23 protein-coding genes and 1 pseudogene are annotated in these 26,865 nt (G+C 64.7%); 6 read left to right on the top strand and 18 right to left on the bottom strand.

What is annotated here, in order from left to right:
• Positions 1–2: 2 nt before the first annotated feature.
• From metF to PMM47T1_RS01050, 3 genes are all read left to right on the top strand, one after another.
• On the top strand, positions 3–848 hold the full coding sequence (gene metF, locus PMM47T1_RS01060) for a methylenetetrahydrofolate reductase [NAD(P)H] (RefSeq protein ID WP_008364955.1): 846 nt from the start codon (positions 3–5) through the stop codon (positions 846–848).
• Positions 849–989: 141 nt separating this feature from the next.
• A complete protein-coding gene (locus PMM47T1_RS01055) occupies positions 990–1,772 on the top strand; it encodes a substrate-binding periplasmic protein (RefSeq protein ID WP_008364953.1) in 783 nt (260 codons plus the stop codon).
• A 220-nt stretch (positions 1,773–1,992) separates the two neighbouring features.
• A complete protein-coding gene (locus PMM47T1_RS01050; protein WP_008364951.1) occupies positions 1,993–3,942 on the top strand; it encodes a DEAD/DEAH box helicase in 1,950 nt (649 codons plus the stop codon).
• 189 nt (positions 3,943–4,131) lie between these two features.
• On the opposite strand, the gene PMM47T1_RS01045 is transcribed toward PMM47T1_RS01050, so the two are convergent.
• Positions 4,132–4,728, bottom strand: coding sequence for a YceI family protein (locus tag PMM47T1_RS01045; RefSeq protein WP_008364949.1), 597 nt, complete (start codon positions 4,726–4,728; stop codon positions 4,132–4,134).
• 29 nt (positions 4,729–4,757) lie between these two features.
• On the bottom strand, positions 4,758–5,309 hold the full coding sequence (locus tag PMM47T1_RS01040) for a cytochrome b (RefSeq protein ID WP_008364947.1): 552 nt from the start codon (positions 5,307–5,309) through the stop codon (positions 4,758–4,760).
• Positions 5,310–5,546: 237 nt separating this feature from the next.
• Between PMM47T1_RS01040 and PMM47T1_RS01035 the strand changes: the two genes are divergently transcribed.
• Together PMM47T1_RS01035 and PMM47T1_RS01030 are read left to right on the top strand one after the other, a co-directional pair.
• Positions 5,547–6,953, top strand: a complete 1,407-nt coding sequence (locus tag PMM47T1_RS01035; RefSeq protein WP_008364945.1) for an adenosylmethionine--8-amino-7-oxononanoate transaminase — start codon at positions 5,547–5,549, stop codon at positions 6,951–6,953.
• A gap of 110 nt (positions 6,954–7,063) precedes the next feature.
• Positions 7,064–7,783 carry a 16S rRNA (uracil(1498)-N(3))-methyltransferase gene (locus tag PMM47T1_RS01030; protein ID WP_008364944.1) on the top strand — a complete coding sequence of 240 codons (720 nt, stop codon included), beginning with the start codon at positions 7,064–7,066 and terminating at the stop codon, positions 7,781–7,783.
• Here PMM47T1_RS01030 and trhA read toward each other — a convergent pair.
• The gene (trhA, locus tag PMM47T1_RS01025; protein WP_008364942.1) at positions 7,780–8,397 is read right to left on the bottom strand and encodes a PAQR family membrane homeostasis protein TrhA; all 618 of its coding nucleotides are present in this window, start codon (positions 8,395–8,397) and stop codon (positions 7,780–7,782) included. The genes PMM47T1_RS01030 and trhA overlap by 4 nt on opposite strands.
• Before the next feature lie 82 nt (positions 8,398–8,479).
• On the opposite strand from trhA, the gene PMM47T1_RS01020 reads away from it, so the two are divergent.
• Positions 8,480–9,397: a LysR family transcriptional regulator gene (locus PMM47T1_RS01020; protein WP_008364940.1), complete on the top strand. Its 918-nt coding sequence runs from the start codon at positions 8,480–8,482 to the stop codon at positions 9,395–9,397.
• Positions 9,398–9,521: 124 nt separating this feature from the next.
• Here the strand turns inward: PMM47T1_RS01020 and madM are convergent, their stop codons facing one another.
• The 15 genes and pseudogenes from madM to pilG all read right to left on the bottom strand — a co-directional run bounded on the left by madM (position 9,522) and on the right by pilG (position 26,694).
• Positions 9,522–10,289, bottom strand: a complete 768-nt coding sequence (gene madM / locus PMM47T1_RS01015; RefSeq protein WP_008364938.1) for a malonate transporter subunit MadM — start codon at positions 10,287–10,289, stop codon at positions 9,522–9,524.
• 1 nt (position 10,290) lies between these two features.
• Positions 10,291–10,698, bottom strand: a complete 408-nt coding sequence (madL, locus tag PMM47T1_RS01010) for a malonate transporter subunit MadL (RefSeq protein ID WP_008364937.1) — start codon at positions 10,696–10,698, stop codon at positions 10,291–10,293.
• A 142-nt stretch (positions 10,699–10,840) separates the two neighbouring features.
• Entirely contained in the window at positions 10,841–11,767 is a 927-nt protein-coding gene (gene mdcH, locus PMM47T1_RS01005; protein WP_008364935.1) for a malonate decarboxylase subunit epsilon, read from the bottom strand.
• Positions 11,764–12,363 carry a malonate decarboxylase holo-ACP synthase gene (locus PMM47T1_RS01000; RefSeq protein ID WP_008364933.1) on the bottom strand — a complete coding sequence of 200 codons (600 nt, stop codon included), beginning with the start codon at positions 12,361–12,363 and terminating at the stop codon, positions 11,764–11,766. Before PMM47T1_RS01000 ends, mdcH begins: the two co-directional genes overlap by 4 nt.
• Complete coding sequence (gene mdcE / locus PMM47T1_RS30185; protein WP_425225097.1) at positions 12,354–13,124, bottom strand: biotin-independent malonate decarboxylase subunit gamma; 771 nt, start codon at positions 13,122–13,124, stop codon at positions 12,354–12,356. Before mdcE ends, PMM47T1_RS01000 begins: the two co-directional genes overlap by 10 nt.
• A 21-nt stretch (positions 13,125–13,145) precedes the next feature.
• A pseudogene (locus PMM47T1_RS30180) lies at positions 13,146–13,967 on the bottom strand (biotin-independent malonate decarboxylase subunit beta); the annotation flags it as partial.
• A complete protein-coding gene (locus tag PMM47T1_RS00990; protein ID WP_008364929.1) occupies positions 13,960–14,259 on the bottom strand; it encodes a malonate decarboxylase subunit delta in 300 nt (99 codons plus the stop codon). The pseudogene PMM47T1_RS30180 and the gene PMM47T1_RS00990, both read right to left, overlap by 8 nt.
• A complete protein-coding gene (locus tag PMM47T1_RS00985) occupies positions 14,259–15,128 on the bottom strand; it encodes a triphosphoribosyl-dephospho-CoA synthase (protein ID WP_008364927.1) in 870 nt (289 codons plus the stop codon). The genes PMM47T1_RS00990 and PMM47T1_RS00985 overlap by 1 nt, the downstream gene beginning before the upstream one ends.
• Positions 15,128–16,804: a malonate decarboxylase subunit alpha gene (gene mdcA / locus PMM47T1_RS00980; RefSeq protein ID WP_008364926.1), complete on the bottom strand. Its 1,677-nt coding sequence runs from the start codon at positions 16,802–16,804 to the stop codon at positions 15,128–15,130. The genes PMM47T1_RS00985 and mdcA overlap by 1 nt, the downstream gene beginning before the upstream one ends.
• Positions 16,805–16,927: 123 nt before the next feature.
• Positions 16,928–17,386, bottom strand: coding sequence for a chemotaxis protein CheW (locus PMM47T1_RS00975; RefSeq protein ID WP_008364924.1), 459 nt, complete (start codon positions 17,384–17,386; stop codon positions 16,928–16,930).
• The gene (locus PMM47T1_RS00970; RefSeq protein ID WP_008364922.1) at positions 17,379–23,234 is read right to left on the bottom strand and encodes an Hpt domain-containing protein; all 5,856 of its coding nucleotides are present in this window, start codon (positions 23,232–23,234) and stop codon (positions 17,379–17,381) included. Before PMM47T1_RS00970 ends, PMM47T1_RS00975 begins: the two co-directional genes overlap by 8 nt.
• A gap of 26 nt (positions 23,235–23,260) precedes the next feature.
• Entirely contained in the window at positions 23,261–25,309 is a 2,049-nt protein-coding gene (locus tag PMM47T1_RS00965) for a methyl-accepting chemotaxis protein (RefSeq protein WP_008364920.1), read from the bottom strand.
• A 56-nt stretch (positions 25,310–25,365) separates the two neighbouring features.
• Positions 25,366–25,899, bottom strand: a complete 534-nt coding sequence (locus PMM47T1_RS00960; RefSeq protein WP_008364919.1) for a chemotaxis protein CheW — start codon at positions 25,897–25,899, stop codon at positions 25,366–25,368.
• 9 nt (positions 25,900–25,908) lie between these two features.
• On the bottom strand, positions 25,909–26,274 hold the full coding sequence (gene pilH, locus PMM47T1_RS00955) for a twitching motility response regulator PilH (RefSeq protein ID WP_008364917.1): 366 nt from the start codon (positions 26,272–26,274) through the stop codon (positions 25,909–25,911).
• Positions 26,275–26,295: 21 nt separating this feature from the next.
• Positions 26,296–26,694 (bottom strand): twitching motility response regulator PilG, encoded by a 399-nt coding sequence (gene pilG, locus PMM47T1_RS00950; RefSeq protein ID WP_008364915.1) that lies wholly within the window; start codon positions 26,692–26,694, stop codon positions 26,296–26,298.
• Positions 26,695–26,865: the final 171 nt, after the last annotated feature.

The raw sequence follows: 26,865 nt of genomic DNA, 5'->3' as shown, positions 1-26,865 counted from the left end.
TCATGTCTCAGGAACGCCGCTTCAGCTTCGAGTTCTTCCCCACCAAGACCGATGCTGGGCATGAAAAACTGCTGAACGTTGCCCGCCAGTTGGCTGGCTACAACCCCGATTTCTTCTCCTGCACCTACGGTGCCGGTGGTTCTACCCGCGACCGCACGCTCAACACCGTGCTGCAGCTGGAAAACGAAGTGAAGGTCCCGGCCGCTCCGCACCTGTCGTGCGTGGGTGACAGCAAGGCCGACCTGCGCGGCTTGCTGGCGCAGTACAAGGATGCCGGCATCAAGCGCATCGTGGCACTGCGTGGCGACCTGCCTTCGGGCATGGGCATGGCCAGCGGCGAACTGCGTCACGCCAATGACCTGGTGGAGTTCATTCGTGCCGAAACCGGCAGCCACTTCCATATCGAAGTCGCCGCCTACCCGGAAATGCACCCGCAAGCGCACAACTTCGAAGACGACATCAAGAACTTCGTGCGCAAGGCCAATGCCGGTGCCGACAGCGCCATCACCCAATACTTCTTCAACGCCGACAGCTACTTCTACTTCGTCGAGCGCGTGCAGAAACTGGGCGTGAACATCCCGATCGTGCCGGGCATCATGCCGATCACCAACTACAGCAAGCTGGCCCGTTTCTCCGACGCCTGTGGCGCCGAGATCCCGCGCTGGGTGCGCAAGCAGCTGGAAGCCTACGGCGATGACGTCGGCAGCATCCAGACGTTTGGCGAAGAGGTGATTACCCGCATGTGCGAACAACTGCTCGACGGCGGCGCGCCGGGGCTGCACTTCTATACGCTGAACCAGGCCGAAGCCAGCCTGGCGGTGTGGAACAACCTCAAGCTCCCCCGTTGATCCAGCCCTTCGTGGGAGCGGGTTCTACCCGCGAAGAATGCACCGCAATCCTCAGGTAGACCGCGGTGAGCTCTTCGCGGGCAGAGCCCGCCCCCGCAGCCGAGGATTGCATGGCCTCTTGCGGCATCGTACTCTCCGGCAATGCCTGCTTACCTCTCCCTGCTGACAGCCATGTTCCTCGCTTGCCTGAGTTTGAACGCCCAGGCCGAGAAGTTGCGCATTGTCACCGACCCCTGGGCGCCCTACGCTTACCAGCGCAACGGCCAGGGCATGGGCATCGACTATGAGGTGACAGCCAAGGTGTTCGAGCGCCTGGGCGTGGATATCCAGTGGCAGTTCCTGCCGTGGAAGCGCTGCCTGGCCATGCTCGAGCAAGGCGAGGCCGATGGCGTGCTGGACATTTTCCGTACCCCCGAACGCGAAGCCACCCTGCTCTACCCCGACGAACCGCTGTCCGACGTACAGTTCGTGCTGTTCCAGGCCGCGAACAAACCTCATGACGTGACCAGCCTGGCCGACCTGCAGGGGCTGACCGTGGGCACATCGGCCGGTTACAACTACGGCGATGCCTTCATGCAGGCCAGCGAGTTCCAACGCGAAGCCGCCGCCAGCCAGGAAGCCAACTTCGGCAAGCTGATACGCCACCGTGTGGACCTGATCATCACCGACCTGCGGGTCGGCAATTTCACCCTGCAGGCCATGGGCCTGGAAGGCCAGGTCAGCGCCTTGCCGCTGGTGGTCAGCCGCGAACGCCAGTATCTGGCCGTGCGCCGCGGCGCCGGCATGGACCAACTGGCCTTGCGCTTTTCCGTTGAGCTGCGCCGGTTCAAGCGTGAACCGGCCTATGCTCAACTGATGGCCCGTTACTCCAGCCCGACAACGGCCGATAAAACCGTTGAGCAGCAGGAAAGCGGCGCACTGTGATTGCTCTGTTATACTCCGACCTTCCCGCCAGGCTTACGCCCGGACGCCCGGCCTTGCAAAAGGCATCCCGACCCGCTCGACTGCCCGGCACACGCCCGCTCAGCCAGGTCCGGATGCGCATTGAAGGCCCGGCAGGACCGGACGCGATAGTGCCCCCATGCACCCGTCGCGCCAGGCAAGATTCCCATTGGGCAACGCCCTCACTAGAACAGGATTACTCATGTCCTTTGCTTCCCTCGGTCTCTCCGAGGCTTTAGTCCGCGCCATCGAGGCGGCGGGCTATACCCAGCCTACTCCGGTGCAACAGCGGGCTATTCCCGCCGTGTTGCAAGGTCGCGACCTGATGGTCGCGGCTCAGACAGGTACTGGTAAAACCGGTGGTTTCGCCCTTCCGATCCTGGAACGGCTGTTTCCCAACGGTCATCCGGACAAATCCCAGCGCCATGGCCCACGCCAACCGCGCGTGCTGGTCCTCACGCCTACCCGCGAACTGGCGGCACAGGTGCACGACAGCTTCAAGATCTACGCCCGTGACCTGAAGTTCGTCAGCGCCTGCATTTTCGGCGGCGTTGGCATGAACCCACAGGTCCAGGCCATGTCCCGCGGCGTCGACGTGCTGGTGGCCTGCCCAGGCCGCCTGCTCGACCTGTGCGGCCAGGGCAGCGTCGACCTGTCGCACGTGGAAATCCTCGTGCTTGACGAAGCCGACCGCATGCTCGACATGGGCTTCGTCCATGACGTCAAGAAGGTGCTGGCACGCCTGCCAGCCAAGCGCCAGAACCTGCTGTTCTCGGCCACCTTCTCCAAGGACATCACTGACCTTGCCGGCAGGCTGCTGCACAACCCCGAGCGCATCGAAGTCACCCCGCCGAACACCACGGTTGAGCGCATCGAGCAACGGGTCTACCGCCTGTCGGCCAGCCACAAGCGCTCGCTGCTGGCCCACCTGATCACCCAGGGTGCCTGGGAACAGGTGCTGGTGTTCACCCGTACCAAGCATGGCGCCAACCGCCTGGCCGAGTACCTGGAAAAGCATGGCCTGAGCGCCGTGGCCATCCACGGCAACAAAAGCCAGAACGCGCGCACCAAGGCCCTGGCCGACTTCAAGGCCGGCTCGGTACGCATCATGGTTGCCACCGACATCGCCGCCCGCGGCCTGGACATCGACCAGTTGCCCCACGTGGTCAACTTCGAACTGCCCAACGTCGATGAAGATTACGTGCACCGTATCGGCCGTACCGGCCGTGCTGGTCGCAGCGGCGAGGCCATCTCGCTGGTCGCCCCGGACGAGGAAAAGCTGCTCAAGAGCATTGAGCGCATGACCAAGCAGAAGATCCCGGACGGCGATCTGATGGGCTTCGACATCACCGCAGTAGAGGCCGAGAAACCCGAGGTGCGTGAGCGCCCTCAGGCCAACGCCCCGCGCAACGCCCGCGCTCCGCGCGGTGACGGTGCCAAGACCGATGGTGGTGGTGCCGGCCGCAAGGACAAAGGCAAGGACCGTGGCAAGGAGCGCCGTGCAGCCGCGCCCCAGCCAGGCAAGGACCAGGGCAAGGAGCAAGGCAAGGAAAAGCCCGCCGGGGCGCGTTCTGAACGCCAACCCCGTGACCAGAAGCCACGTCAGGCCCAGTCCACTCCAAAGCCTGAGGTAGCTTCTGCCAACCGCGCGCCGGACGAGTTCCTGGATGACGAAGTTGACAATTTTGGTAACCGCGCCGACTACGTCAGCCCGTACCAGAACAAGAACCAGGGCCGCAACCGTCGCCCGGGTGCCCCGGCTGCCGCCGGTGGCGCAGCTCCGGCCTCGGCTCCAGCTCCACGCCAAGGTCGCCCGGCTGCCCCGCGCACCGGTGCACCTGCCGCTGGCAAACCGGCTGGCGACAAGCGCAGCAGCGGCCCGCGCAGCAATGGTGGCGGTGCCCGTGACGGCCAGCCGCGTCGCGACAGCAACGGTGGCGGCCGCAACCGTCGCCCGCCCCGTGACGAGCAACCGCGTTCGGAACCTGCGGTAAGCAACTCGCGCGCGCCGCAAAACCAGCCACGCATCGTGCACAAGGAATCGAAAATCGATCGTTTCCCGACTGCCGAGCAACTGGAACAGCTGGAGTCGCTGCCGAGCCGTCGCAACGGCGAGAAGCCCGCGCTGCTGACCCGCAACCGCGAAGGCTGATGGTTCGGTTATTGGCTGCGAACCTTGTGGGAGCGGGCTCTGCCCGCTAAGAACACCCCGCGGTGCATCAGGCGCACCCGGTTGTATTCTTCACGGGTAGAACCGGCTCCCACGGCAGGGATCGCAGCGAATTGCGACAGGCATAAAAAAACCGCAGCCATTGGCTGCGGTTTTTTTGCGCCGAAGAAATTACTTCTTCTGCACGCCCTCGAACGTGATGTCCAGGGTCAGGGTGTCGGACTGCGGGCCCAGGTCCATCATCTTGCCGAAATCAGAACGCTTGATGGTGGTGGTGCCTTCAAAGCCGGCACGGTAGCCGCCCCATGGATCCTTGCCTTCACCCAGGAAGGTGGTCTTGACCACGACTGGCTTGGTCACGCCGTGCAGGGTAAGGTCGCCAGTCACGTCGGCAGTCAGCTTGCCATCAGCATTCTTGCCGGTTGGCTTGACGCTGGTGGACACGAAAGTAGCGGTTGGGTACTTGTCGGTCTCCAGGAAGTCCTTGCTCTGGATGTGCTTGTCACGTTCGGCGTGGTTGGTGTCGACGCTCTTGGTGTTCAGGGTGATGCTGATCTTGCTGTCTTCAGGCTTGGCAGCATCGAAGCTGAAGGTACCGGTCCAGTCTTTGAAGGTACCGTAGATGAAGCTGTAGCCCAGGTGGCTGATCTTGAAGTTGATGAAGGCGTGGTTGCCTTCCTTGTCGATGGTGTAGTCGGCAGCCATGGCCTGGCCGGCCGTCAGCAGTGCAGTACCCAGAGCCAAAGCGGCCAGTGTCTTTTTCAACATGTGCGGTATTCCTTGAGTGGAGTTGAGCGTCAGCCTTTGCGGCCCAGCATGCGTACCAGGGTCGCGTCACGGTCGATGAAATGATGTTTCAAGGCGGCCAGGCCATGGAGCACTGCGAAGATCACCAGGATCCAGGCCAGGTACAGGTGCACGTCGCCGGCGGTTTCTGCCTGGTTGGGCAGGCCGCTGATCAGCGCGGGTACTTCGAACAAGCCGAATACCGGGATGCCCACGCCATCGGCGGTGGATATCAGGTAACCGGCCGCCATTACCAGGAACAGGTCCAGGTAAAGGAAGGCATGCCCCAGTTTGGCGGCTATTCGCGTCAGCCGGCCCTGGGTGGGCGGGGGCGGCGGCGGTGGGCTGATGAAGCGCCACACCACGCGCAGCAGCATGAAGAAGAACAACGTCAGGCCAATGCTTTTATGCAGGTCGGGCCCCGCCTTGCGCCAGGGGTCGTAATAACCCAGGTCGACCATCCACAAGCCCAGGGCGAAAAGGCCAAATACGGCCAGGGCCACGCCCCAGTGCAGGAAGATGCTGACCCCGCCATAGCGAGAAGTTGAATTGCGTAACTGCATCACGGCCACCCTGTAAGTTCTGATACAAAGACTAGCTTTTTATCTATCGAATTAAAGCGGAAAATTTCGCTTTGAAATATCGAGATACACGATAGAAGATCATAGAACTGAAGCGTTAAGGGGGCGTTAACGCCCATCGATGTTTCATCCCTGGCGGTTGCCCCCGGGGCAGGCATTGCATAGGCTTGCGCGATTGTTTGCCGAGCATGGCGAATTCGCCGCTGCCAGGAGAGAGAAATGGGCCTCAACAACCAGTGGATGCAACGCGACCTCGCGGTCCTGTGGCACCCCTGCACCCAAATGAAAGATCACGAACAACTGCCGCTGATCCCGATCAAGCGCGGCGAAGGCATCTGGCTGGAAGACTTCGAGGGCAAACGCTACCTCGACGCCGTCAGTTCCTGGTGGGTCAACGTGTTTGGCCATGCCAACCCGCGTATCAACCAGCGCATCAAGGACCAGGTAGACCAACTGGAACACGTGATCCTGGCCGGCTTCAGTCACCAGCCGGTGATCGAGTTGTCCGAGCGCCTGGTGAAGATGACCCCCGCAGGCCTGAACCGGGTGTTCTACGCCGACAATGGTTCGTCCTGCATCGAAGTGGCGCTGAAAATGAGCTTCCACTACTGGGTCAACTGCGGCCAGCCGAACAAGAAGCGCTTCGTCACCCTGACCAACAGCTATCACGGTGAAACCATCGCTGCCATGGCCGTGGGCGACGTGCCGCTGTTCACCGAAACCTACAAGCCGTTGCTGCTGGACACCATCAAGGTGCCGAGCCCCGACTGCTACCTGCGCCCCGAAGGCATGGGCTGGGAAGAGCATTCGCGCAACATGTTCCAGGCCATGGAACAGACCCTGGCAGAGCATCACGACAGCGTCGCCGCCGTCATCATCGAGCCGCTGATCCAGGGCGCCGGCGGCATGCGCATGTACCACCCGGTGTATCTCAAGCTGCTGCGCGACGCCTGTGATCGTTACGGCGTGCACCTGATCCACGACGAAATCGCCGTGGGCTTTGGCCGCACCGGCACCCTGTTTGCCTGTGAACAGGCCGGCATCCGCCCGGACTTCCTGTGCCTGTCCAAGGCTTTGACCGGTGGCTACCTGCCCCTTGCGGCGTGCTTGACCACCGACGACGTGTACAGCGCCTTCTACGACGACTACCCCACCCTGCGCGCCTTCCTGCACTCGCACAGCTACACCGGCAACCCGCTGGCCTGCGCGGCGGCCTTGGCGACCCTGGACATCTTCGAACAGGACAACGTGGTCGAGAACAACAAGGCCCTGGCCACGCGCATGGCCAGCGCCACCGCGCATCTGGCCGACCACGCCCACGTCTCGGAGATCCGCCAGACCGGCATGGTACTGGCCATCGAGATGGTCCAGGACAAGGCCACCAAGGCCGCCTACCCCTGGCAGGAGCGGCGTGGCCTGCAGGTGTTCAACCATGCCCTGACCCGTGGCGCGTTACTGCGTCCGCTGGGCAGCGTGGTTTACTTCCTGCCCCCCTATATCATCACCCCGGAGCAGATCGACTTCCTCGCCGAAGTGGCCAGCGAAGGCATCGACATCGCCACCCGCACCAGCATCAGCGTGGCCGTGCCGAGCGACTTCCACCCCGACTTCCGCGACCCGGGCTAGACCTTGATGGCCTCTTCGCGAGCAGAGCCTGCTCCCACACAGGTACCTCAAATCCCTGTGGGAGCGGGCGCTGCCCGCGAAGAATCCTCCACAATATTCAGAGACACCCCATGAGACTCTCCCGCTTTTACATCGACGCGCCCCTGAGCCTGGGCGAGCACGAATTGCCTGAAGCCCAGGCCCACTACATCGGTCGCGTGCTGCGCATGGCCGAGGGCGATGCGGTGCAGCTGTTCGATGGCTCCGGCCAGGAATACCGCGGTGCCTTGCTGGAAGTTGGCAAGAAGCGCGTGCGCGTGCAACTGGACGAGGCCTTCGCCGGCCAGCCTGAATCGTCGCTCAAGACTCACCTGGGCCAGGGCCTGTCCCGTGGCGAACGCATGGACTGGGCCATCCAGAAGGCCACCGAACTGGGCGCCAGCGAAATCACCCCGATTGTCAGTGAGCGCTGCGAAGTGCGCCTCAAGGATGAACGCGCCGAGAAACGCCAGGCTCATTGGCAGCAGATCGCTGTCAGCGCCTGTGAACAGTGCGGGCGCTCAACCGTGCCGGTCATTCACCCACCGCTGGTGCTGGCCGATTGGCTGAAAGCCTGCGACGCCGAACTCAAACTGGTGCTGCACCCCGTGGCCGAGCCACTGGTCAGCCATGAAAAACCGGCCAGCCTGGCCTTTCTGATCGGCCCTGAAGGCGGCCTGTCCGACGCTGAGGTCAGCCAGGCCCAGGCGGCCGGTTTTCACTCGGCACGCCTGGGCCCGCGCGTGCTGCGTACCGAGACTGCACCGGTGGTGGCATTGGCCGTTGCGCAGCAGCTGTGGGGCGATTTCTAGAGGACGTAGAAGAACACCGCCACAAAGTGCAGCAGGCTGCCGGCAATCACGAACAGGTGCCAGATGCCGTGCCAGTGGCGGAAGCGCCTGTCGTAGGCAAAGAAGATGATGCCCACGGTGTACAGCACACCGCCCGTGGCCAGCCAGGCAAAGCCTGCGGTGCCCAGGGTGGCCAGCAACGGCTTGACCGCCACCAGCACGATCCAGCCCATCACCGCGTAAATGACGATGGACATCACCCGCGCTTCAGAGCGCGGCTTGATCTCTTGCAGCATGCCGATCACCCCCAGCCCCCAGACAATGCCGAACAGGGTCCAGCCCCACGGCCCGCGCAAGGTCACCAGGCAGAAAGGCGTATAGCTACCGGCAATCAGCAGATAGATCGATAAATGATCGACCTTCTGCATGATCACCTTCGCGCGTCCGCGCACGCTGTGGTACACCGTCGAGGCGCTGTAGAGAATGACCAGGGTTACCCCATAGATCGCCATGCTGACGATCTTCCACACATCGCCCTGGATACTTGCCAGCACCAGCATCCACACTGCGCCAATGGAAGCCAGTACTGCGCCGACCAGGTGCGTCCAGGCGTTGAACCGTTCGCCGTGATACATGCAGTCGTTCCTCCTTGGTTTCGATTGGATCGATCATGCTGTTCGCGAGCACAATCCTCTCTACCCTAACAGAGCCAGTGTCATGTTGATCGATGAAGAATTGACGTTGAAGAAACTGGAAATTTTCCTGGCCTTCATGCGCACCGGCAATCTGGGCCGGGCGGCGGCTGAGCTGTCCACCAGCAACGTCAGCGTGCACCGCGCCATTCATTCCCTGGAAAGCGCTTTGCGCTGCCCGCTGTTCAAGCACGAGGGGCGTAACCTGACACCGCTGGAAAGCGCCTACGTACTGGAAGAACACGCGCAGAAGCTGGTGCAGGATGTGCTGGGCGCCGTGCGCCTGACCCGCGAGGCGGCCGGCTTCTCGGCCGAGCGTTTTCGCCTGGGCTCGTTGTACTCGCTGACGGTAAAGACCGTGCCCCAGTTGATCATGGGGTTGAAACTGCGGCGCAGCGAGCTGAACATCGACCTGATCCTGGGCTCCAACATCGACCTGCTGTACAAACTCAAGAACATGGAGACCGACGCCATCCTGGTGTCGCTGGACGAAACCGTCAGCGACCCGGACTGCGAGCAACTGCCGCTGTTTTCCGATGACATCTTTTTGGCCACCCCGGTCGACTCACCCTTTGCCGGGCTTGCCGAGGTGGACCTGGCCGACCTGCGCGACAGCACCTTCATCACCCTTACCCAGGGCTTCGCCACCCATCAGGATGGCGTGCGGGTATTCCGCCAGGCTGGCTTCGAGCCCAAGGTGGCCATGCAGGTCAATGACATCTTCACCTTGCTGAGCATGGTCAGCTCCGGCGTGGGCTATGCCCTGCTGCCGGGGCGCGTGGCCGCCGTTTATGAAAACCGCGTGCGCCTGGTGCCGCTGCAGGCCCGTTATCACCTGCAGCAGCACATTGGCGTGGTGTTCCTGAAAGCCAAGGAGCGCGACCCCAACCTGCTGGCGCTGCTTGCCGAATGCCGCATGTACACCAACCGCCTCGACCGTTGACAGGCGGCTGCCTCTGCAGGCCCCGCCGTACGGTAGGAGCGGCCCGTGGCCGCGAATCAGGCGCCGAGGTGTGCCAGGCGGTACGCGGTGAGGCCGTCGCGGGCACAGTCCGCTGCTACGGTATTCAGGTGCCCATTACAGCGCGCACGGCCAAGTACAGCACTGAAGGGCCCAGCAGGCAGCCAAGGCCGGTGTGGAAGGTCGCGGTCAACGCCCCGTAGGGCACCAACCGCCGATCCGTAGCTGCCAGGCCTGCGGTCACACCGCTGACTGTGCCGGCCAGGCCGCCGAACACCATCGCCGAGCGCGGGTTGTCCAGGCCCATCCAGCGCGCCGCCATGGGTGTGCCCACCATTACCAGAATGGCCTTGATCAGGCCGGTGGCGATCGACAAAGCGACCACATCCGAACTGGCACCAATGGCCGCGCCCGTCACCGGGCCGACGATGTAGGTCACCGCCCCCGCGCCAATGGTGGTCATGCTGACGGCGTCGCGGTAACCAAAGGCCCAGGCCACGCAGCAACCCAAAATGAACGGCAGCAAGGTACCCAGCAGCAGCGAGAACGCGCCAATGAAGCCCGCCTTGCGCGCCTCGGTCGCCTGCACTTCAAACGCCGTGGCCACAATGGCGAAGTCGCGCAACATGGCGCCGCCCATCAGGCCAATGCCGGAAAACAGCGACAGGTCGGCCAGGCCCTTCTGCCCACCGGTCAGGGTGCCGCCCACCCAGGCCAGCACCAGGCCAATGACGATGGCAAACGCCGAGCCGTGCACACGGCCAAAAGTCAGGCGCCGTGACAGTTGCACCGATACCCACATCACTATCCCCACGAAGGCAAAGGCCGTCACCAGGCCGTTGGCTTCCAGCGCATGTTCGATAAGGTTCCACATATCAGTGCGCCCCCGCCGGTTCAACGGCTGGCGGCACTTCGGGCGGCAACGGCTCGCCCTTGTGGGTGCGGCTGATGAGGGCAATGGTCGAGCCGCAGATCAGCACCGAGCCAATGGCCGCGATCACCGCCACCGGGCCACCATGCAGCGCGGTGACCACGTTCTGCTGTGCGGCCATCGCTACCACCACGGGGATGTACAACGCGCCCCAGAAGCCCACGCCCATTTCGCAGTCCTTGCTCAGGCCGCCTTGCTTGCCCATGTACAGCCGGGCGCAGATCAGCAGGATCATGGCGATCCCGACCCCGCCCACGTTGGATTTCACCCCCAGCAGCACCCCGAGCATGTCGCCCGTGATCACCCCTGCCAGCGTGCAGATAGCCAGCAATGCCACACCGTAAATAATCATTATTGTTGTCCTCGGTTTGCATGGTTGTTGTTCTTGTCATGGGAGCACTGTCTGTGGGAGCGGGCTCTGCCCGCGAAAGCCACCGCGGTGTGTCAGGCACCCTGCGGTATGGTCGTCGCGGGCAGAGTCCGCTCCCACAAGGTTATTGAGGTCGGCGGGTTTCCTCCTGCATCAGGGTTTGCAGGGTGTCCAGGCGGGCGCCCTGCCAGGCGATCACGGTGCCGTCGGTGAAGGTGCGACGGCCCAGGCCGGTGAGCACGCTGCCGGGTGGCATCTCGATCTGCAGGCGCACCCCGCGCTCGAAGGCCGTGCGAGCCAGGGCGCGCCAGTCGACGACGCGGCACATATTGAAGGCCAGGTCATCGCGCAGCTTGTCCGGCTGCACGATGGGGCGCGCGGTGGTGCCGCTGAGGTAGCGAATCTTCGGTGGCTGCACGGTCACGTTGGCAAAGGCTTCGGCCAACTGCGCGGCGGGAGCCTGCAGCAACGGGCAATGGGACGGCACGCTAACCGCCAGCGGCTTGGCCAGGGCCGCACCTTGGGCCTTGGCCTGGCGCGCTACGGCAGCCATCGCGTCCTGGCTGCCGGCGATCACTATCTGGTTGTCGGCATTGATGTTGGCCAGGAATACGGGGCCCTCGGCGGCGGCCAGCAGTTGCTCGATCCGGCCCAGCTCCACGCCGACGATGGCGGTCATGCCATAGCCTTGTGGATAAGCGGCCTGCATCAGTTCGCCGCGCAACGCCACCAGGCGCACGGCGTCGGCAAAGTCCAGCGCGCCCGCCACCACCGCGGCGGGATAGGCACCAATGGACAGCCCCGCCACGTAGTCCGCCGGGGGGCTATCGCGCAACAACACGCGCGCGCAGGCGACGCCCGCCACCAGCAGGCACAGCTGCACGGCCCGGGTGGCCGCCAGCGCCCGGGCGCTGTCCAGTTCCAGCACAGACTGGCCCAACGCCGCGCTCGCCTCATCCAGGCAAGCCTGCACCACAGGATGTACCGGCAAGGCATGCAGCATGCCCGGCTGCTGCGCGCCCTGGCCGGGGAATACCAGCAAGGTGCTCATGCCGCCACGCCCCAGGGGTCATCCACCAGCCGCGCACCATCGGCGGCCTTGAGCAAGACCTTGCGGCTTGGGCCGGCCCACTCGCGCAAGGCCACTGCGCCAGCGGGCGCTTGCAATTGCAGGTCTACTGCCGGCTCCAGCATGCCCAGCAGGCGGCGCGCGGCATCGCGAGACAACGGCTCGGGGGTACGCATGATCAAGTCCAGGTCACTACCTGCATGCAGGGCGGCGAAACCGCTGGCCAACTCGAAGCCGGCACCGCCACTCACGCCCCACACCAGGCCGAAATCGTCCAGGCGATCACGCAGCCGGTACAGCGCCTGCAACGCGGGCCAGTCCCGCAGCCCGATGCTGTGGCTCAATTGCTCCGGGCTTACCTGGCGGCTCACGGCCGCCAACGGCATGCAGCCGGCATGGCGCTGATCGCGGCTGACCCCGCGCACGCCCACCGCGACCAGACCCGGACCGCCCCGCCCACGGCGTACCACTACCGGCTGGCCGTCGGCCAGGGCACAGGCCACCCAGGCCGGCGCATCGCTGGCCAGGTGCGCCGGGGTCATGCCCCAGAGCAGGTCATGAGGGCGTATCACTGCCATTGCTCGCGCAGCAGTTGACGCACCTTCGCCGACGCCGTCCGATTGGCCGCACCCAGGCGCCCGGACAGGTCACGTCCGCCCTCGGCAATATCGGCCAGGGCCTGCGCCAGGCAGGCTTGCACGCGACTGATATCGTCGGCGTCCGGCTGCTCGATCCGGGCCACCGACAAGGTTTCCCACAGCAGGCCCAGGCTGGCATAGCTGTCGATGTCATAAGCCATGGGCGGCACGCTGGCGGCCAAGGCTTCCAGTGCCTCAACAGTGCGCTGGGTAACCCGCGCCGCCGAGGCCTTGCCCATGGCGTGAACCTGCACCCCCGGGTCACGCAGGGCAATCAGGCGGTTGGCCTGGTAACCGTGGGCCAGGAACGCCCCGGACATGGCCTTGCCCACCAGCAACGCCACCACCGGGTGGCCGGCCAGACGGGCACTGGCGTAAGCATCGGCGGCGCCCGCCAGCGCCTGGTGAATGCCCCACTGTTCTTCGCGGCGCCCATAGGCCTGGCTCGGCACATCGACAATCGCGATCAGCGCACGCTTGAAGGGCGCATCGCGGTCAGCTTCAACCACCTGGCCAACGGCCTTGGCCAGGGCCCAGCCTTCCAGCAGGCCGACTTCGCCCTGACGGGCCCGGGGGAAAGGGTTGGAGGGGTCGGCAATGACAGCGATAAAGCGTGCCGTTTCAGTGTCGGCGGCCATGACCGAGGCGGGCAAGCCCGGCACGGGACGCGTATTGGCGGTCAACGCGGTGAACCAGTTCAAGCCACGAACGGAAGGTTGCGCAACCGGCTGGCTATCGACCTGCGCCTGAATATCCACCTGGCCAAGACGCTCAAGGTACCCGGCATGTTGGCGGCTGCGCAGCGATGCTGGCACGCCCTGCGCCAGGCAGCTGGCGATGCTGGCGGCAATCTCGGCCACGTCATCCTGCACATAGGCGTCGGCCAGCCCCGTGGCAAAGCGCTGCTCGCCACCACTCAGGCTCCAGATGAACGGCCGGTCACGGGAATCGTATTCGGCAATGCCGGCTTCCTGTTCGATCACCTGTGGGCCATTGAGGCCCAGCCGCGCTTCACGAGTGACAATCAGCTGGCTGCACAGCCCGGCCGCGATGGACATGCCGCCAAAGCAACCGACGCTGCCCGCAATTACGCCGATGACCGGCTGATACTGACGCAGGTCGACAATCGCAGCATGGATATCGGCGATGGCCGCCAGGCCCAGGTTGGCTTCCTGCAGGCGCACGCCACCGGTTTCCAGCAGCAGTACAGCGGCCGTGGCGGTGCCCTTGCGGTTGTCTGCGGCCGCCAGCTCCAGCGCGCCGGCAATCTTCGCGCCGCCGACCTCGCCCAGGCTACCGCCCTGGAAGGCGCCCTCGATGGCCGCCAATACCACCGGGCGCCCGCCGATGGTGCCCTTGGCAACTACCACGCCATCGTCGGACTGGGGCACTACGCCCTGGCGCTCAAGCCAAGGCGACATGACTCGCTGGAAGGGGTCGATCAGCTCACGAAAGCTGCCCGCGTCCAGCAGCGCCTTGGCCCGTTGCCGGGCGCCCAGTTCAATGAAGCTGTGCCGTTGCAACAGGCGTGCGGTGTCAGTCATGGCCGATCTCCTCCAGGGCCTGCTCCAGGCGCAAGCGGACCACGCCCGGGGTAGCGCCGAAATCATTGATGTCGATGCGCAGCGCCGGCATCGGCTGGCCGCTGAACATGCGCGTGAACAGTTGCTCCCAGCGCTGCGAAGCACCGTTGACCGAGGTCACCACCTGGATCGCCAGCGTGCCGGCCTGGCCGGGTTCGAGCAGCACTTCCAGGTCGCCCGAGCCCACACAGCCCACCAGGGCGCGACCACGGGCCGGTTGTCCGGCGGGGAATTGAAAAGACAGGGTTTCCATCAGGCAAGGCTCCGTGAATGCTCGCCACGTTCCAGGCGATCGATGAACAGACAGGCGGCCAACAGGTCGGCGGCACCGCCCGGCGAAGCGTTGAGCGCCAGCAGTTGCTGGTCGAGTTCGTGCAGCCGGCGTCGGCCTGCCAGGGTGCCGCTGCCACCGGCATCCAGCACCGCTTGCGCGCCCTGCTGCATCACGATCAGGCCATCAGGCCCGGCGCGGTAAAGCACGCAGGTGTCGGCCAACGTGGCCATGATCGCCAGCAAGGCGTCGAGCCGGGCGTTCTGTTCGCCGTGCCCGGCCTGGCGGCTGGCGCGCAGTTGCGGCAAGGCACGGGTGATAATGGCCGGAAACCCGGCCTGGGCTTCGGCGCGGGCGCCACCGGCACCGTAACGCTGCTCGACCACGCGGCCGTGGCTCAACGGTTGCGGCGCCTGACGGTCGGGCAAGCGTGCCAGCGCACCGGCGCGTTCGGCCAGCGCAATCGCGCTCAGGTCGGCCGGCGCCAGCGCAGCGGCAGCCACCAGCAGGCCCAGCGCCCAGATAGCCCCGCGATGGGTATTTACCCCGCCGGTGGTACGCATCATGTCGGCTTCGCCATCACGCCCGTGCTGGCCCAACGCTTCACGCAGCGCCACATCAATGGGCGCCGCCAGCGCGGCCTCGGCCATGGCCTGGAACGCCGGCCACAACGACAGCGCCGACGCGTGCATCAAGCCCAGGTGCAAGTCGCTATGGGCACCGCTGCCACGCCGGTCCACCAGCGCCGGTTTGGGCGACAGGTCGGCCTCGTCAATCAGCGCGTCTACCGCCAGGTCCGCCAACCGCTCGGCCAGGGTGGCACCCTTGGGTGGTGCAATGAGCGCGTGCATTACCAGCTCCTGAATTTGGCAGGTGGGTTGTAGAGGCCGCCCGACCACTCCACCAAGTCGGCAATGCTCTTGGCCGCCAGCCACTCGCGGGTAGCATCGGTGCGACGGATGCCCAGGTCCTCGGGCAGGGCAATCAAACCCTCGCGGCGCATGCGCTCGGTATCCTTGGGGTTGTGGCGCAAGCCAATGGTGGTAACGCCGGCCACTGCGGCAATCATGGCCTGGCGCTCTTCCAGCGAGCGGGCCTTGTACAGGTAGGCAATGCCTTCTTCGGTGAGCAAGTGGGTGACGTCATCGCCGTAGATCATGATCGGCGCCAGGGCCATGCCGGTCTTCTTCGCCACGTCAACGGCGTCCAGGGTTTCGACGAAGGTCGGTTTGCCGCCCTCCTGGAAGGTCTCGACCATTTGCACCACCAGCTTCTGCCCACGCTCCAGCAAGGTGTGGGCGTCGTCGCTGCCCGGGCGGCGCATGTCCAGCCAGGCGGGGGTGCCATGGCGACGGCCGCGCGGGTCATGGCCCATGTTGGGGGCGCCACCGAAACCGGCCAGGCGGCCTCGCGTGACCGTGGATGAATGGCCGTCGCCATCCACTTGCAGCGTGGCGCCGATGAACAAGTCAACGGCGTACTGGCCCGCCAGCTGGCAAAACATGCGGTTGGAGCGCATGGAGCCGTCGCGCCCGGTGAAGAACACGTCGGGACGGGCGGCGATGTAGCTTTCCATGCCCAGTTCGGTGCCGAAGCAGTGCACGCTTTGCACCCAGCCGCTTTCAATGGCCGGGATCAGGGTGGGGTGCGGGTTGAGCGTCCAGTTGCGGCAGATCTTGCCCTTCAGGCCCAGGGACTCGCCATAGGTGGGCAGGATCAGTTCGATGGCCGCGGTATTGAAGCCGATGCCGTGGTTCAGCGACTGCACGTTGTGTTTTTCGTAGATGCCGCGAATGGCCATCATCGCCATCAGCACATGCACCGGTTTGATGTGGCGCGGGTCACGGGTAAAGAGCGGCTCGATGTAAAACGGCCGGTCGGCCACCACCACAAAGTCTACCCAAGAGGCGGGGATGTCCACGCGCGGCAGGTCACTGACGTCGTCTACCAGCTGGTTGACCTGGACAATCACGATGCCGTCGCTGAAGGCCGCAGGCTCGATGAGCGCCGGGCTGTCCTCGGTGCTGGCGCCGGTGTAGATGTTGCCCTGGCGGTCGGCCATGAACCCGGCCGACAGCACCACGTTGGGGATCAGGTCCACCACCAGCCGCGAGTACAGTTCGATGTAGGTATGAATGGCGCCGATTTCCAGCAGGCCATCTTCCAGCAACTGGCTGATGCGCAGGCTCTGGGTACCGGCGAAGGAAAAGTCGAGTTTGCGCGCAATGCCCTTTTCGAACAGGTCCAGGTGCTCCGGCCGGCCCACGCTGGGCATGATCATGTGCAGGTCGTGCAGTGTACCGGGGTCAACCTGGGCCAGGGAGCGCGAAAGGAAATCGGCCTGCTTCTGGTTGTTGCCCTCCAGCACCACCCGGTCGCCGGGCATCAGCAGCGCTTCGAGGGCCGCGACGATGCCGTCGGTGGGCAACACCACACCGTCGGCCAGGCCGAGCACTTGCGCCAGACGCCGCTGTTTCTCGCTACGCCGCCGCGTCCACTGTGGCTCGGGGGTGATTGTCGTTGTCATGGGGCCTCCACGGCGGGGATGTCGTGGTGGAACCATAGGCCTACGCAGGGCAGGCATCAATCAAGGCGAAGAGCGAACCATTACCCTCAAGTTAATGGTCGGTTGGCAGCTCCGGAGGTCTTGTCAGAGCGCGGCAGCGTCCAGCAGGCGTTCGATCCCGGCAAGGTCCGGCACCTTCGCCACCTGTTCACCTATCTGCACTGCTGCCACTTCCAGCGCTGCCAGCGGTACGTCAACATAACTGAGCTGGCTGTCCAGCCGGCACGAGCGGGGCACGCCCTGGATCAACAACGCGATGAAGCGCAGCGGGCTGTCGCCCACGGCATTGAGCACGACGATGCGCGCATGTTCGCCCACCACCGCCGCCGCGCCACAGGCGGCTTCGAAGCTGACCAGCGGCAGCAATTGGTTGCGCCAGGTAATGTGCCCAAGGTGCCAGGCCGGACGGTCCGGGGCGGGCTGGCCGTACTGGTAGCCGATGAGTTCGGCCACGGCCACATTGGGCAGCACCAGGGTACGGTCGGACAATGGCAGCAACAGCGCGGTCAGGGTGGTGCGGCGGCCGATGGCGCGCTCAAGCATGGCTGCGGCTCCATTGCGCGATGCTGTCGAGCAGCACCGATTCCTGGTAGGGCTTGCCCAGGTAGTCATTGACGCCAATGGCCATTGCCCGTTCACGGTGCTTCTGCCCGGTGCGAGAGGTGATCATGATGATCGGCAGGTCCTTGAGTCGCGGGTCGCGGCGAATTTCGGTGGCCACTTCAAAACCGTCCATGCGTGGCATTTCAATGTCCAGCAGCAATACGTCGGGCAGGTGGTCCTGCAACAGGGCCATGGCATCGACGCCGTCCTTGGCGGTCAACACGTTCATGCCGTGGCGCTCCAGCAGCCGGCTGGTAACCTTGCGCACGGTCACCGAATCATCCACCACCATGACCAGCCGCGGCCGGCTCTGCTCCACGCCCCCGGGCTGCAGCGGTGCCTGCGCAGGGGTCGGCGCCTGTTGCATCTGCCGGGCATGGGCCGCACGCACCTGGGCCAGCAGGTCGAGAATCAGCACCACCCGGCCATCGCCCAGGATGGTCGCGCCGGACAGGCCCTGCACCCCGGCGAACTGCGGCCCCAGGCTCTTGACCACGATTTCCCGCGAGCCGGCCAACGCATCCACCTGCACCGCCATCTGCTGGTCCTGACCGTGAATCAACAGGACCGGCAGGGGTTGGGTCTGGCCCAGCAACTGCGGCCGCGGGGTGTTGTACAGCAGGTCGCTGAGGTAACGCAGGTCGTAGCTCTGCCCGCCGTAGTGATAGCGCGGCGGGTCCACCTGGTAATAGTCTTCAAGCTCGGCCGGCATCACCCGCACAATGCCTTCCAGGCCATTGAGCGGCAGCGCGTAGACCTCGTCGGCACACTGCACCATCAGCGCCCGGTTGACCGACACACTGAATGGCAAGCGGATCTGGAAGCGCGCGCCCTGCCCCGCCCGGGAGTCGATGATCATCGTGCCGCCCAGCTGCTTGACCTCTTCGTGCACCACGTCCATGCCCAGCCCGCGACCCGAGATCTGGGTGACCTTGGCCGCCGTGGAAAAGCCCGGTTGCAGGATGAATTGCAGCACGTCGTGGTCGCTGATGACGCTGCCCGCCTCGATCAGGCCGCGCTTGATGGCCTTGGCCCGCACCGCCTCCAGCGGGATGCCGGCGCCGTCGTCGCTGAGTTCGATGACAATGTCGCCGCCCTCGTGCAGCAGGTTCAGGGTAATGCGCCCCTGCTCGGGCTTGCCGGTGGCACGGCGCACCTCGATGGCTTCCAGGCCATGGTCGACGGCGTTGCGCAGCATGTGTTCCAGCGGGGCCAGCATACGCTCCAGCACGCTGCGGTCCATCTCGCCCTCGGCATTGGCGACGTCGAATTCCACCTGTTTGCCCAACTCACCCGCCACCTGCCGCACCAGGCGCTGCAAGCGCGGCACCATGCGCTCGAACGGCACCATGCGGGTGCGCATCAGGCCTTCCTGCAATTGCGTGTTGACCCTGGCCTGCAGCTGCAACAGCTTGTGCGCCTCGTGATTGCGCGCGGCCAGGGTTTCTTGCAGGTCCAGCAGGTCGGAGGCTGACTCGAACAAGGCGCGCGACAGTTGCTGCAACTGCGAGTGGCGATCCATTTCCAACGGGTCGAAGTCCTCATAGCCCTGGCGATCGTTGTCGGCGTGCTGGCGGCTGAGGATGCGCCCCTGGGTCTCGGTGTCCAGGCGGCGAAGCTGTTCGCGCATGCGCTCGATGGTGGTTTCCATCTCGCCCAAGGCAACCTGCGCATCGTTGACCTGCTGTTCGATGCGGCCACGGAAAATCGAGGTTTCGCCCGCCAGGTTGCCCAAGTCTTCCAACAGTTCGGCGGCAACCTTGACCATGTCCCCCGGCGCCCGTTCTGGCGCCGCCGCAGGCTGTTCGGGCAGCAGCACCGCGCGCTCGGGCAGGGGCGTGGCCGGCACCGGGCTGACAAACCCGCGAATGGCCGCGATCAGCCCGGTAACCGCCTGCACCGGCTGGTGCAGACGCAGGGTATCAAGCATGTGCGCCAGCGCGTCATGGCCATTTTGCAGCAGGCTGAACAGCGCAGGGCTCGGGGCGAGTACCCCGGCGGAGAGGTTTTCGTAGAGGAATTCCAGTTCATGGGCAAGGTCGCCGATGGGCGCGATTTCGACCATCCGCGCGCCGCCCTTGAGGGTATGCAGGTCGCGCAGCAGGTTTTCGACTTCCAGGGTATTGCGCGGGTCCTGCTGCCAACGCTGCAAGGCCGCCCCGCAGCTTTCGACAATGTCGAAGCCTTCCTCGAGGAACACTTCCAGCAGTTCGCTATCGCCTGTGGCCTCCGGGGCTGCGGGTGCCTGCGCCACTGCCGGGGTGCCGCCCTGCCGCAGTTCGGCCAGCGCCTGCACCAGGTCATCGGCAGCGCTGGCCGCCTGGCCTCGCTGCAAGTGTTCCAGCATGGTCGCCAGCTGCTCATGGCTGTCGAGCAGCAGATTCACCAAGTGTTCGCTGAACACTTGGCGGCGTTTGGCCAGGGCCTCGTATAACCGTTCCAGCTGCTCGGCCAACTCGTCGATGGCGCCAACGTCGGCCATGCGCGCGCCACCCTTAAGGGTGTGCAGGTCGCGCTGCAGCGATGACAGCGGGGCCAGGTTGTCGGGGTCGGCCAGCCAGCGTTGCAGCGCCTGGTCGGCGCTGTCGAGGATGTCGGCGGCTTCATCGAGAAAGAAGGCGATTATGTCGTCATCTGCGGTCGCCGTTGGCGCCTGCTGTTGCAATTGCCCGGTCAGCGTCGCCAGTTCGGTAATGCCGTCGCTGCCCACCCGGCCCATTGCATCGGGCGCCAGCCCTAGTTCCAGCAAGCCGTGCAGGGCCTGGATGCGCCCCGGTTGCAGCGCCACGGCCTGGCCGGCGGCGATCTGGTCGAGCATATCGATCAATGCGTCATGGGCGCGCTCGGCTTCGTCGAAAAACGACTCGTTGGCGCTCAGGCTGCTTTCTTCCACCGCCCCGTACACATCCAGCAAGGCCTCGCATAGCTCGTCCACCGCAGGCAGGTCGGCCAATTGCGCGGCCTCGCCCAGGCGAGTCAGCTCATCCAGCAAGCGTTCCAACTCATGCCGAGAGGCTGGTTGCTGCCGCCAGCTACGCAGCAGCGACTCGCTGTCGTAGAGAATATCCATACCCAGGTGCAGGAACACCTGGGTGGAGTGCGGATCACACGTGGCCGCAGGTGAGTCGCCCAGCGGTTGCAGGCGCTGTTCAAGCTGCTCGGCTACCTCGGCGGCCAGTGACGAGGCGCCCGCAATAGCAGCGAGCGGGCTACGCGTGAGTTGCGCCAGGCCCTGGTGCCAGTACCCTACGGCGTGGGTCAACAGCGCCAGATCACTGACTTGCATGGGCCACTGATGCGCCTTGTACTCGCGGGTCAATGCGTCGAACGGACTGGCCAGTTCGGCTATCGGCAGCACGCCTGCCATGTAGGCGCTGCCCTTGAGGGTGTGCAATGCACGTTGCAGGCCGTCGTCGACAAGCGCATGGCCAGGCTCGGCCGAGGCCAGGAAGCGATCGACGGTGGCCAGGTGGCCCAACGCTTCGTTGCGAAAGATGTCCAGCAACTGCGGGTCGATACCAGCCGGTACCACGGCAGCGCTGGCCAGCTGGTGAGCGCGGGCCGCCAACTGGTCCACGTCATCGCGCTGGCGCTGGTGCTGTTCGGCGAAATCCTTGGCCACCTGGGGCAACACATCCAGCACCTCAGCCAACAGCCCGGCAACCACCGCCGGTTCAGCCACACTTTTATCCAGCACGCGGTTCAGCAGGTTTTCACATGCCCAGGCCAGCTCCCCCAGCACCAGCGCGCGCACCATGCGGCCACTGCCCTTGAGGGTATGAAAGGCGCGACGCAGCTCGGTCAGCGAACGCTGGTCGTTATGGTCGGCTGCCCAGCGCGGCAAGTACTCACGCAGTACATGCAGGACTTCGTCGGTTTCTTCCAGAAACACTTCGCGCAGCTCGTCGTCCACCGGCGCTTCGCCTGCGGGCGGCGGCAACAGGCTGGTGGGCGCCGATTGCGCCGGCGGGTTGAACCCAGGCACCGGGGCGGCCAGCACCTCGGCCAGCGAGCGCGACACCTGCGGGCTGTCCAGCGCTTGCAGGTCGCGCATCACCAGCGCTTCGGCGGGCCCGAGCACGTCGTCCAGCACCGGCACCTCCAACACTGCCGGCTGGTAGCCCAGCGCTGCCAAGCCTTCCTCGGCCACATCGAGCAGGCGCTCACCGGGGGCCTGGGGGTCTTCGCTGAGGCGTTCCAGGTAGTATTCGATGGCGCTGAGCGCATCGGCGAAATTGTCCAGTTGCCGGGCTTCGGGCTGTTGCGGCTCGGCCAGCAAATGGGCTTTGATGTAGTCGTTGCAGGCCTCCAGTAACGCGGCGGCACGGGCCAGCGGAATCATCGCCAGCGCCCCGCGTACCTGGGTCAGCAATTCGGGCAAAGGCTGCAAGCGCTCACGGTCGCTGCCCGAGTCCAGGTATTCGCTGATCATGTCCTTGGCCTGTTGCAGGCCAAAGCGCGCTTCCTTGATCACCAACTGGTGGATCTGGGTGAGGTCGGTGCTGGGCAGACGGCTATCGTCAGCCCGGGACGGCTCATCGGGGCCCACCATGCCGATCAGGGTGGACTCCACGTACAGCAGCGCTCCGGCGACGTCCATCAGCACCGAGTCGTTGGGCTCGCGAACGCCCTGGGCCAGGCCATGAACCACGGCCATCTGGTCGAGAATGACCTTGCGCGGCTGGCCAAAGCCCAGCACTGCCAGGGTGTCGGTGACCTGGCGCAATGGCGGTACCAGGGCATCCAGCTCGGCCACGTGCTGGCGATCGCCGCGCACGAAGTGATCGAGCTGTTCCTTGACCCGCACCAGTTCCTCGCACAGCGCACTCACCACCGAACGCAAGGCGTCGGGGTCGGGCAATACCAGGTGGGCCTGGTCCTGGGCCAGAAAGCGCCCTGGCGCCGGAGGATCACCCAGCTCATAGGCTTCGCGCAGCTTCTGCAAACGCGGCGACTGGCCGCTGGCGGTGGCCACATAAAACAGCAGGCCCTTGAGCAATTGCGCCGGCGCCGGCTGGTTGATGCCCGATACGCCCTCTTCCAACACCCGCTGTAACTCGCGGTCGCAATCCTTGAGCAGGCTGTGCAGCGCCGGGCTGTGGGTCACCACGCCGCTTTGCAAACCCTCCACCAGGGCCAGGGCCACTTGCCACAAGGGGCTCAACGGCGCGCCCATGGAGGTCTCTTCGAGCCGCGAGAACACCCGCGCCAGTTGCCCCAGGTGGGTGGCCACGTCCTGATCGCGCAGCAACCCCACCAGTGCCTGTTGCAGGCTTTGCCGCAGCTTGCGCAGCAGCTCGAGCCATTGCGAGCTATCCAGTTGGGCCAGTTCGGATACGTCGAGCGCCTCCGGGGTGGGCAGTTCCACGCCGAACAGGCTGGTTTCCGCCAACGGCGAGGCGCCGCGTGCGTTACGCAAATCATTAATCAAAGGCAGTACCACCAGAGGCAGATCGCGCCGGGCCAGGTGCACCTGGTCCAGGTATAAGGGCAGTTGCGTGAAGGCCAGCAGCAGCCATTTCACCGCTTCGGCCTGTTGGGTGACGCGGCCGTGGGCCAGGGCGCGGCCCAGGTGCTCGATTTCCTCGGCAAACAGCGCGGCGCCGTAGAACTCCACCATTTGCAGACTGCCGTGAACCTGGTGCAGGTAGCCCAGGCAGCGGCCCATGGCCTCGCCGGCATGGGGCTCGGCGACAAAGGCGTCGAGTGCCGAGCGCGCCTGCTTGAGGGTCTCGACGATTTCGCCCTTGACCCATTCCAGCGCTACGTAATCGTGCCGGTCAGCCATGTCGCGTCCCCTGGTGATGCGTCACCTCAGCTCGGCTCCCGAACCGCGGGCAAGGTGAACCCGGACACCGAGCGGCGCATCTCGCTGGCCATCTTCGCCAGGTTGCCGATGCTCTCGGCCGTGGTGGTGGTGCCGGACGAGGTCTGCTCGGTGATCTGCTGAATAACCGACATGGTATGGGAAATCTGCCCCGCTGAGCTGGTCTGCTGCTGCGCGGCATTGGAAATGGTCTGGATCAGCGCCGCGAGGTCTTCGGACACCCCTTCGATCTCTTCCAGCGCCACCCCGGCGTCATGGGCAAGGCGCGCGCCGCGCACCACTTCGAAGGTGGTCTGCTCCATGGAAATCACCGCTTCATTAGTGTCGGCCTGGATCGCCCGCACCAAGGTCTCGATCTGCCGGGTGGCCGATGACGAGCGCTCAGCAAGGCGCTGCACCTCGTCGGCGACCACGGCAAACCCACGTCCGGCCTCGCCGGCCATGGACGCCTGGATGGCCGCGTTCAATGCCAGGATATTGGTCTGGTCGGCAATGTCGTCGATCAGGCTTATTATGTCGCCGATTTCCTGGGAAGACTCGCCAAGGCGCTTGATGCGCTTGGAGGTGTCCTGAATCTGTTCGCGAATGTTGTCCATGCCGCGAATGGTGTTGTGCACCACTTCACTGCCCTTGCTGGCGATGGTCACCGAACGCTCGGCCACCTTGGCCGACTCCCAGGCATTGGTGGACACGCGGTCGATGGACTCGGCCATGTCGCTGATGGCCATGGACGCCTCGCTGATCTGCTGTGCCTGCATCTCCGAGGCACGCGCCAGCTGGCGAGCGCTGGCCTGGGTGTCCTGCACGGCGGCGGCCACTTCCTCGGCGGTGAGGTTGATAGTGGCCACCAGGTCGCGCAACTGGTCGATGGAGTAGTTGATGGAGTCGGCAATGGTGCCGGTGAACTCCTCGGTCACCGAGGCGGTAACCGTGAGATCACCGTCGGCCAGGTCCTCGATCTCATCGAGCAGGCGCATGATTGCCGCCTGGTTACGCTCATTCTTCAGGGCGGTCTCGCGCAACTGGCGGTTGGTTTCGCGCACCATCACCAGGCCAATCAGAATGATCGAACCCAGGGCCAGCAGGCCCAGTACATAGCCGCCCACGGTATCCAGGGTGCGCGAGCCGGCCAGGTGTTCGAAACTGGTGGCCAGGTGCGAGGCTTCATCGAGCAGGGTCTGTGACAGGGTAAAAATCGTGGTCGAGGCCTCGCGCACCTGGAACAGCTGCGGCGAAGTCTCGAGGATTTCGTCCACCGAGCCGGAGACGAACTCGAACAGCTCGGCAATTTCCTTGAGCCGCGCCCGGGCATCGCTGTCCTGTACCTGGCTGATCTGGATGCTCGGGTCACCGTCGAGCATGCCTTTGAGCACCTGCCCGAAGCGGTTGGCATCACGGCCGAACGACTCGGCCGCCGCTGCCGCCGTCTCGTCACCCGACAGCACGGTATTCACCGACCCCAGGATGCGCTCGGCCAGCAGCGACTGGCGCTGGGCCACAGCGACCTGGCTGGCTGGCGCGCCGCGCTGCAGCAGGATTTCCACGACCTTTTCGTACTCGACCTGCAATTGCGGCACGGTTTCGCCCAGCGTTGCCGCCACCTGGTGCAGGGACAGTACGGTCTGCTCGCTGGCGAGAATGGCGTCGGTGTTCTTGCGCAGGCTTTCCCAGTCGCGCTGTACCAGGCGCATTTCCTGGTGCACGGCAGCCGGTGCCGGGGGCAGGCCTGTGCCGGTGTCACCGGACTTGAGCAGGCTCCAGCGCCGGTCGAAGTCATTGCGCGCCTCGGCCAGCAACTTGAACGCCTGGGGTTTCCCCGAGGCAGCTTCGGTGGCGTTCTTGGCGATGTTCTGCGACAGAACCCGCAGTTCGCCTGCGTTGCCGATGTACTGCTTGTCGTAGTTGGACTGGGTATTAAGGTAGGCGAAGTTGGCGAACAGCAGCATGATCGACACAATCAGGGCAACGAAAAGCCCCGCGATCTGCGCGCTGCTGCGTGATGCCTGCACCGATTTGCCGGTTGTTGCCTTATTCATTCTCAGGCCCCCGCCTGTACTGCCAATCCATTGCCCGAATCCGGCAGTTTGGCGTATCAAAGTGCCACATTCATGAACCCGGGTAACTGTACCAACGCAAAGGGACTGAATACGTTCCACAACTGGTCGCGCTGAAAATGGCCCTGCACGAAGGCTGCCATGCCCTGGGGCAGGTCCGCGGCTACCGACAGGTCCAGGCTGTACAGCGGAAAGTGCTGCAAACCGCCCACTTCGTCCACCAGCAGGCCAGCAAACAGGTCGTCACGGTCTATCACCAGCACGCGCCGCTGCTTATGTGCGGCCAACGGCCCGTGGCCGAGCAGGCCGCACAGGTCCATGACCGGCAGCAGCCGCCCACGCACGTTGGCCACCCCCAGCAACCAGGGCTTGACCCCGGGCACGCGGGTCAGCCGCGGCTCGTGCAGCACTTCGGCCACCTCGCCCATGGGCGCCACGTACCAGTGGCCGCCCAGGCGAAAGCCGATACCGCTCCAGGTTTGCAGGCGGCTTTCCTGGGACGGCAACTGCGCGGCCAACTGCCGACAGCGCTGGTCTATGTCCAGCAGGAGTTCGAAGGCGGTCTGCGCCATGGCCGGCGGTCAGCCCGCCAGCACGGCGTTCAGCGTCTTGATCAGGGTTTCCTCTTCCACCGGCTTGGTCAGGTAGTCCTTGGCGCCCTGGCGGGTACCCCACACCTTGTCGGTTTCCTGGTCCTTGGTGGTGATGATGATTACCTTGATGTGCTCGGTTTCCGGGTCTTTGTGCAACTGGCGCGTGGCCTGGAAGCCATTGAGGCCGGGCATGACGATGTCCATCAGCACCGCATCGGGCTTTTCCTGGCGGGCCAGGGCCACGCCGTCGGCGCCGTTCTCGGCCTTGAGCACTTCATGACCATGCTTCTCGAGCATGCTGGTCAGTTTGTACATTTCGGTCGGCGAATCGTCGACGATCAGAATACGAGCCATGCTGTTCCCCATCTTCATTAATTAGTGCGCGGCGGCAAAGCCTGGTACGTGAGCCCGGATGGCACCCAGCAGTTCTTCACGGCTGAAAGGCTTGGTCAGGAACTGGTCGGAGCCCACGATGCGCCCGCGGGCCTTGTCGAACAGGCCATCGCGGGACGACAGCATGATCACCGGCGTTGCCTTGAAAGCGCTGTTGTTCTTGATCAATGCGCAGGTCTGGTAACCGTCCAGGCGCGGCATCATGATATCGACAAAGATGATACGCGGATGGTTGTCGGCAATCTTGGCCAACGCATCGAAACCGTCAGTGGCCGTGATCACTTCGCAGCCCACGTTTTCCAGCAGCATCTGCGCGGTGCGGCGAATCGTCTTCGAATCGTCGATTACCATGACCTTGAGTGCGGTGGGGACTTGTTTCATCGGGATCTGCTTTGGGAGGCTGAAAAACTCGCCGGTGAACCGGCTCCCACAATAACAAGTCTTTTTAGCACACTCAGGAAGTGCATTCCATCAACAGCCCCCTTGACCCCGAGGCCTGGCGGCGCCACCCTGACGCCACTTTTCAAGACCTGTCTACGGCGGCCCTAGCCG

It is taken from the genome of Pseudomonas sp. M47T1 (assembly GCF_000263855.1).
Classification (GTDB): Bacteria; Pseudomonadota; Gammaproteobacteria; order Pseudomonadales; family Pseudomonadaceae; genus Aquipseudomonas.
This window is presented reverse-complemented; position numbering and strand designations above follow the sequence as displayed.

Coding starts and splice junctions, on each gene's coding strand:
- madL (WP_008364937.1), bottom strand. CDS start 10,698: ATGATTATTTACGGTGTGGCATTGCTGGCTATCTGCACGCTGGCAGGG.
- PMM47T1_RS00965 (WP_008364920.1), bottom strand. CDS start 25,309: ATGAATAAGGCAACAACCGGCAAATCGGTGCAGGCATCACGCAGCAGC.
- PMM47T1_RS00970 (WP_008364922.1), bottom strand. CDS start 23,234: ATGGCTGACCGGCACGATTACGTAGCGCTGGAATGGGTCAAGGGCGAA.
- PMM47T1_RS00990 (WP_008364929.1), bottom strand. CDS start 14,259: ATGGAAACCCTGTCTTTTCAATTCCCCGCCGGACAACCGGCCCGTGGT.
- PMM47T1_RS01020 (WP_008364940.1), top strand. CDS start 8,480: ATGTTGATCGATGAAGAATTGACGTTGAAGAAACTGGAAATTTTCCTG.
- pilG (WP_008364915.1), bottom strand. CDS start 26,694: ATGAAACAAGTCCCCACCGCACTCAAGGTCATGGTAATCGACGATTCG.
- PMM47T1_RS01000 (WP_008364933.1), bottom strand. CDS start 12,363: ATGGCAGTGATACGCCCTCATGACCTGCTCTGGGGCATGACCCCGGCG.
- PMM47T1_RS00975 (WP_008364924.1), bottom strand. CDS start 17,386: ATGCTTGAGCGCGCCATCGGCCGCCGCACCACCCTGACCGCGCTGTTG.
- PMM47T1_RS01045 (WP_008364949.1), bottom strand. CDS start 4,728: ATGTTGAAAAAGACACTGGCCGCTTTGGCTCTGGGTACTGCACTGCTG.
- mdcH (WP_008364935.1), bottom strand. CDS start 11,767: ATGAGCACCTTGCTGGTATTCCCCGGCCAGGGCGCGCAGCAGCCGGGC.
- PMM47T1_RS01030 (WP_008364944.1), top strand. CDS start 7,064: ATGAGACTCTCCCGCTTTTACATCGACGCGCCCCTGAGCCTGGGCGAG.
- mdcA (WP_008364926.1), bottom strand. CDS start 16,804: ATGACAACGACAATCACCCCCGAGCCACAGTGGACGCGGCGGCGTAGC.
- PMM47T1_RS00960 (WP_008364919.1), bottom strand. CDS start 25,899: ATGGCGCAGACCGCCTTCGAACTCCTGCTGGACATAGACCAGCGCTGT.
- metF (WP_008364955.1), top strand. CDS start 3: ATGTCTCAGGAACGCCGCTTCAGCTTCGAGTTCTTCCCCACCAAGACC.
- PMM47T1_RS01035 (WP_008364945.1), top strand. CDS start 5,547: ATGGGCCTCAACAACCAGTGGATGCAACGCGACCTCGCGGTCCTGTGG.
- pilH (WP_008364917.1), bottom strand. CDS start 26,274: ATGGCTCGTATTCTGATCGTCGACGATTCGCCGACCGAAATGTACAAA.
- PMM47T1_RS00985 (WP_008364927.1), bottom strand. CDS start 15,128: ATGCACGCGCTCATTGCACCACCCAAGGGTGCCACCCTGGCCGAGCGG.
- PMM47T1_RS01040 (WP_008364947.1), bottom strand. CDS start 5,309: ATGCAGTTACGCAATTCAACTTCTCGCTATGGCGGGGTCAGCATCTTC.
- PMM47T1_RS01050 (WP_008364951.1), top strand. CDS start 1,993: ATGTCCTTTGCTTCCCTCGGTCTCTCCGAGGCTTTAGTCCGCGCCATC.
- trhA (WP_008364942.1), bottom strand. CDS start 8,397: ATGTATCACGGCGAACGGTTCAACGCCTGGACGCACCTGGTCGGCGCA.
- madM (WP_008364938.1), bottom strand. CDS start 10,289: ATGTGGAACCTTATCGAACATGCGCTGGAAGCCAACGGCCTGGTGACG.
- PMM47T1_RS01055 (WP_008364953.1), top strand. CDS start 990: ATGCCTGCTTACCTCTCCCTGCTGACAGCCATGTTCCTCGCTTGCCTG.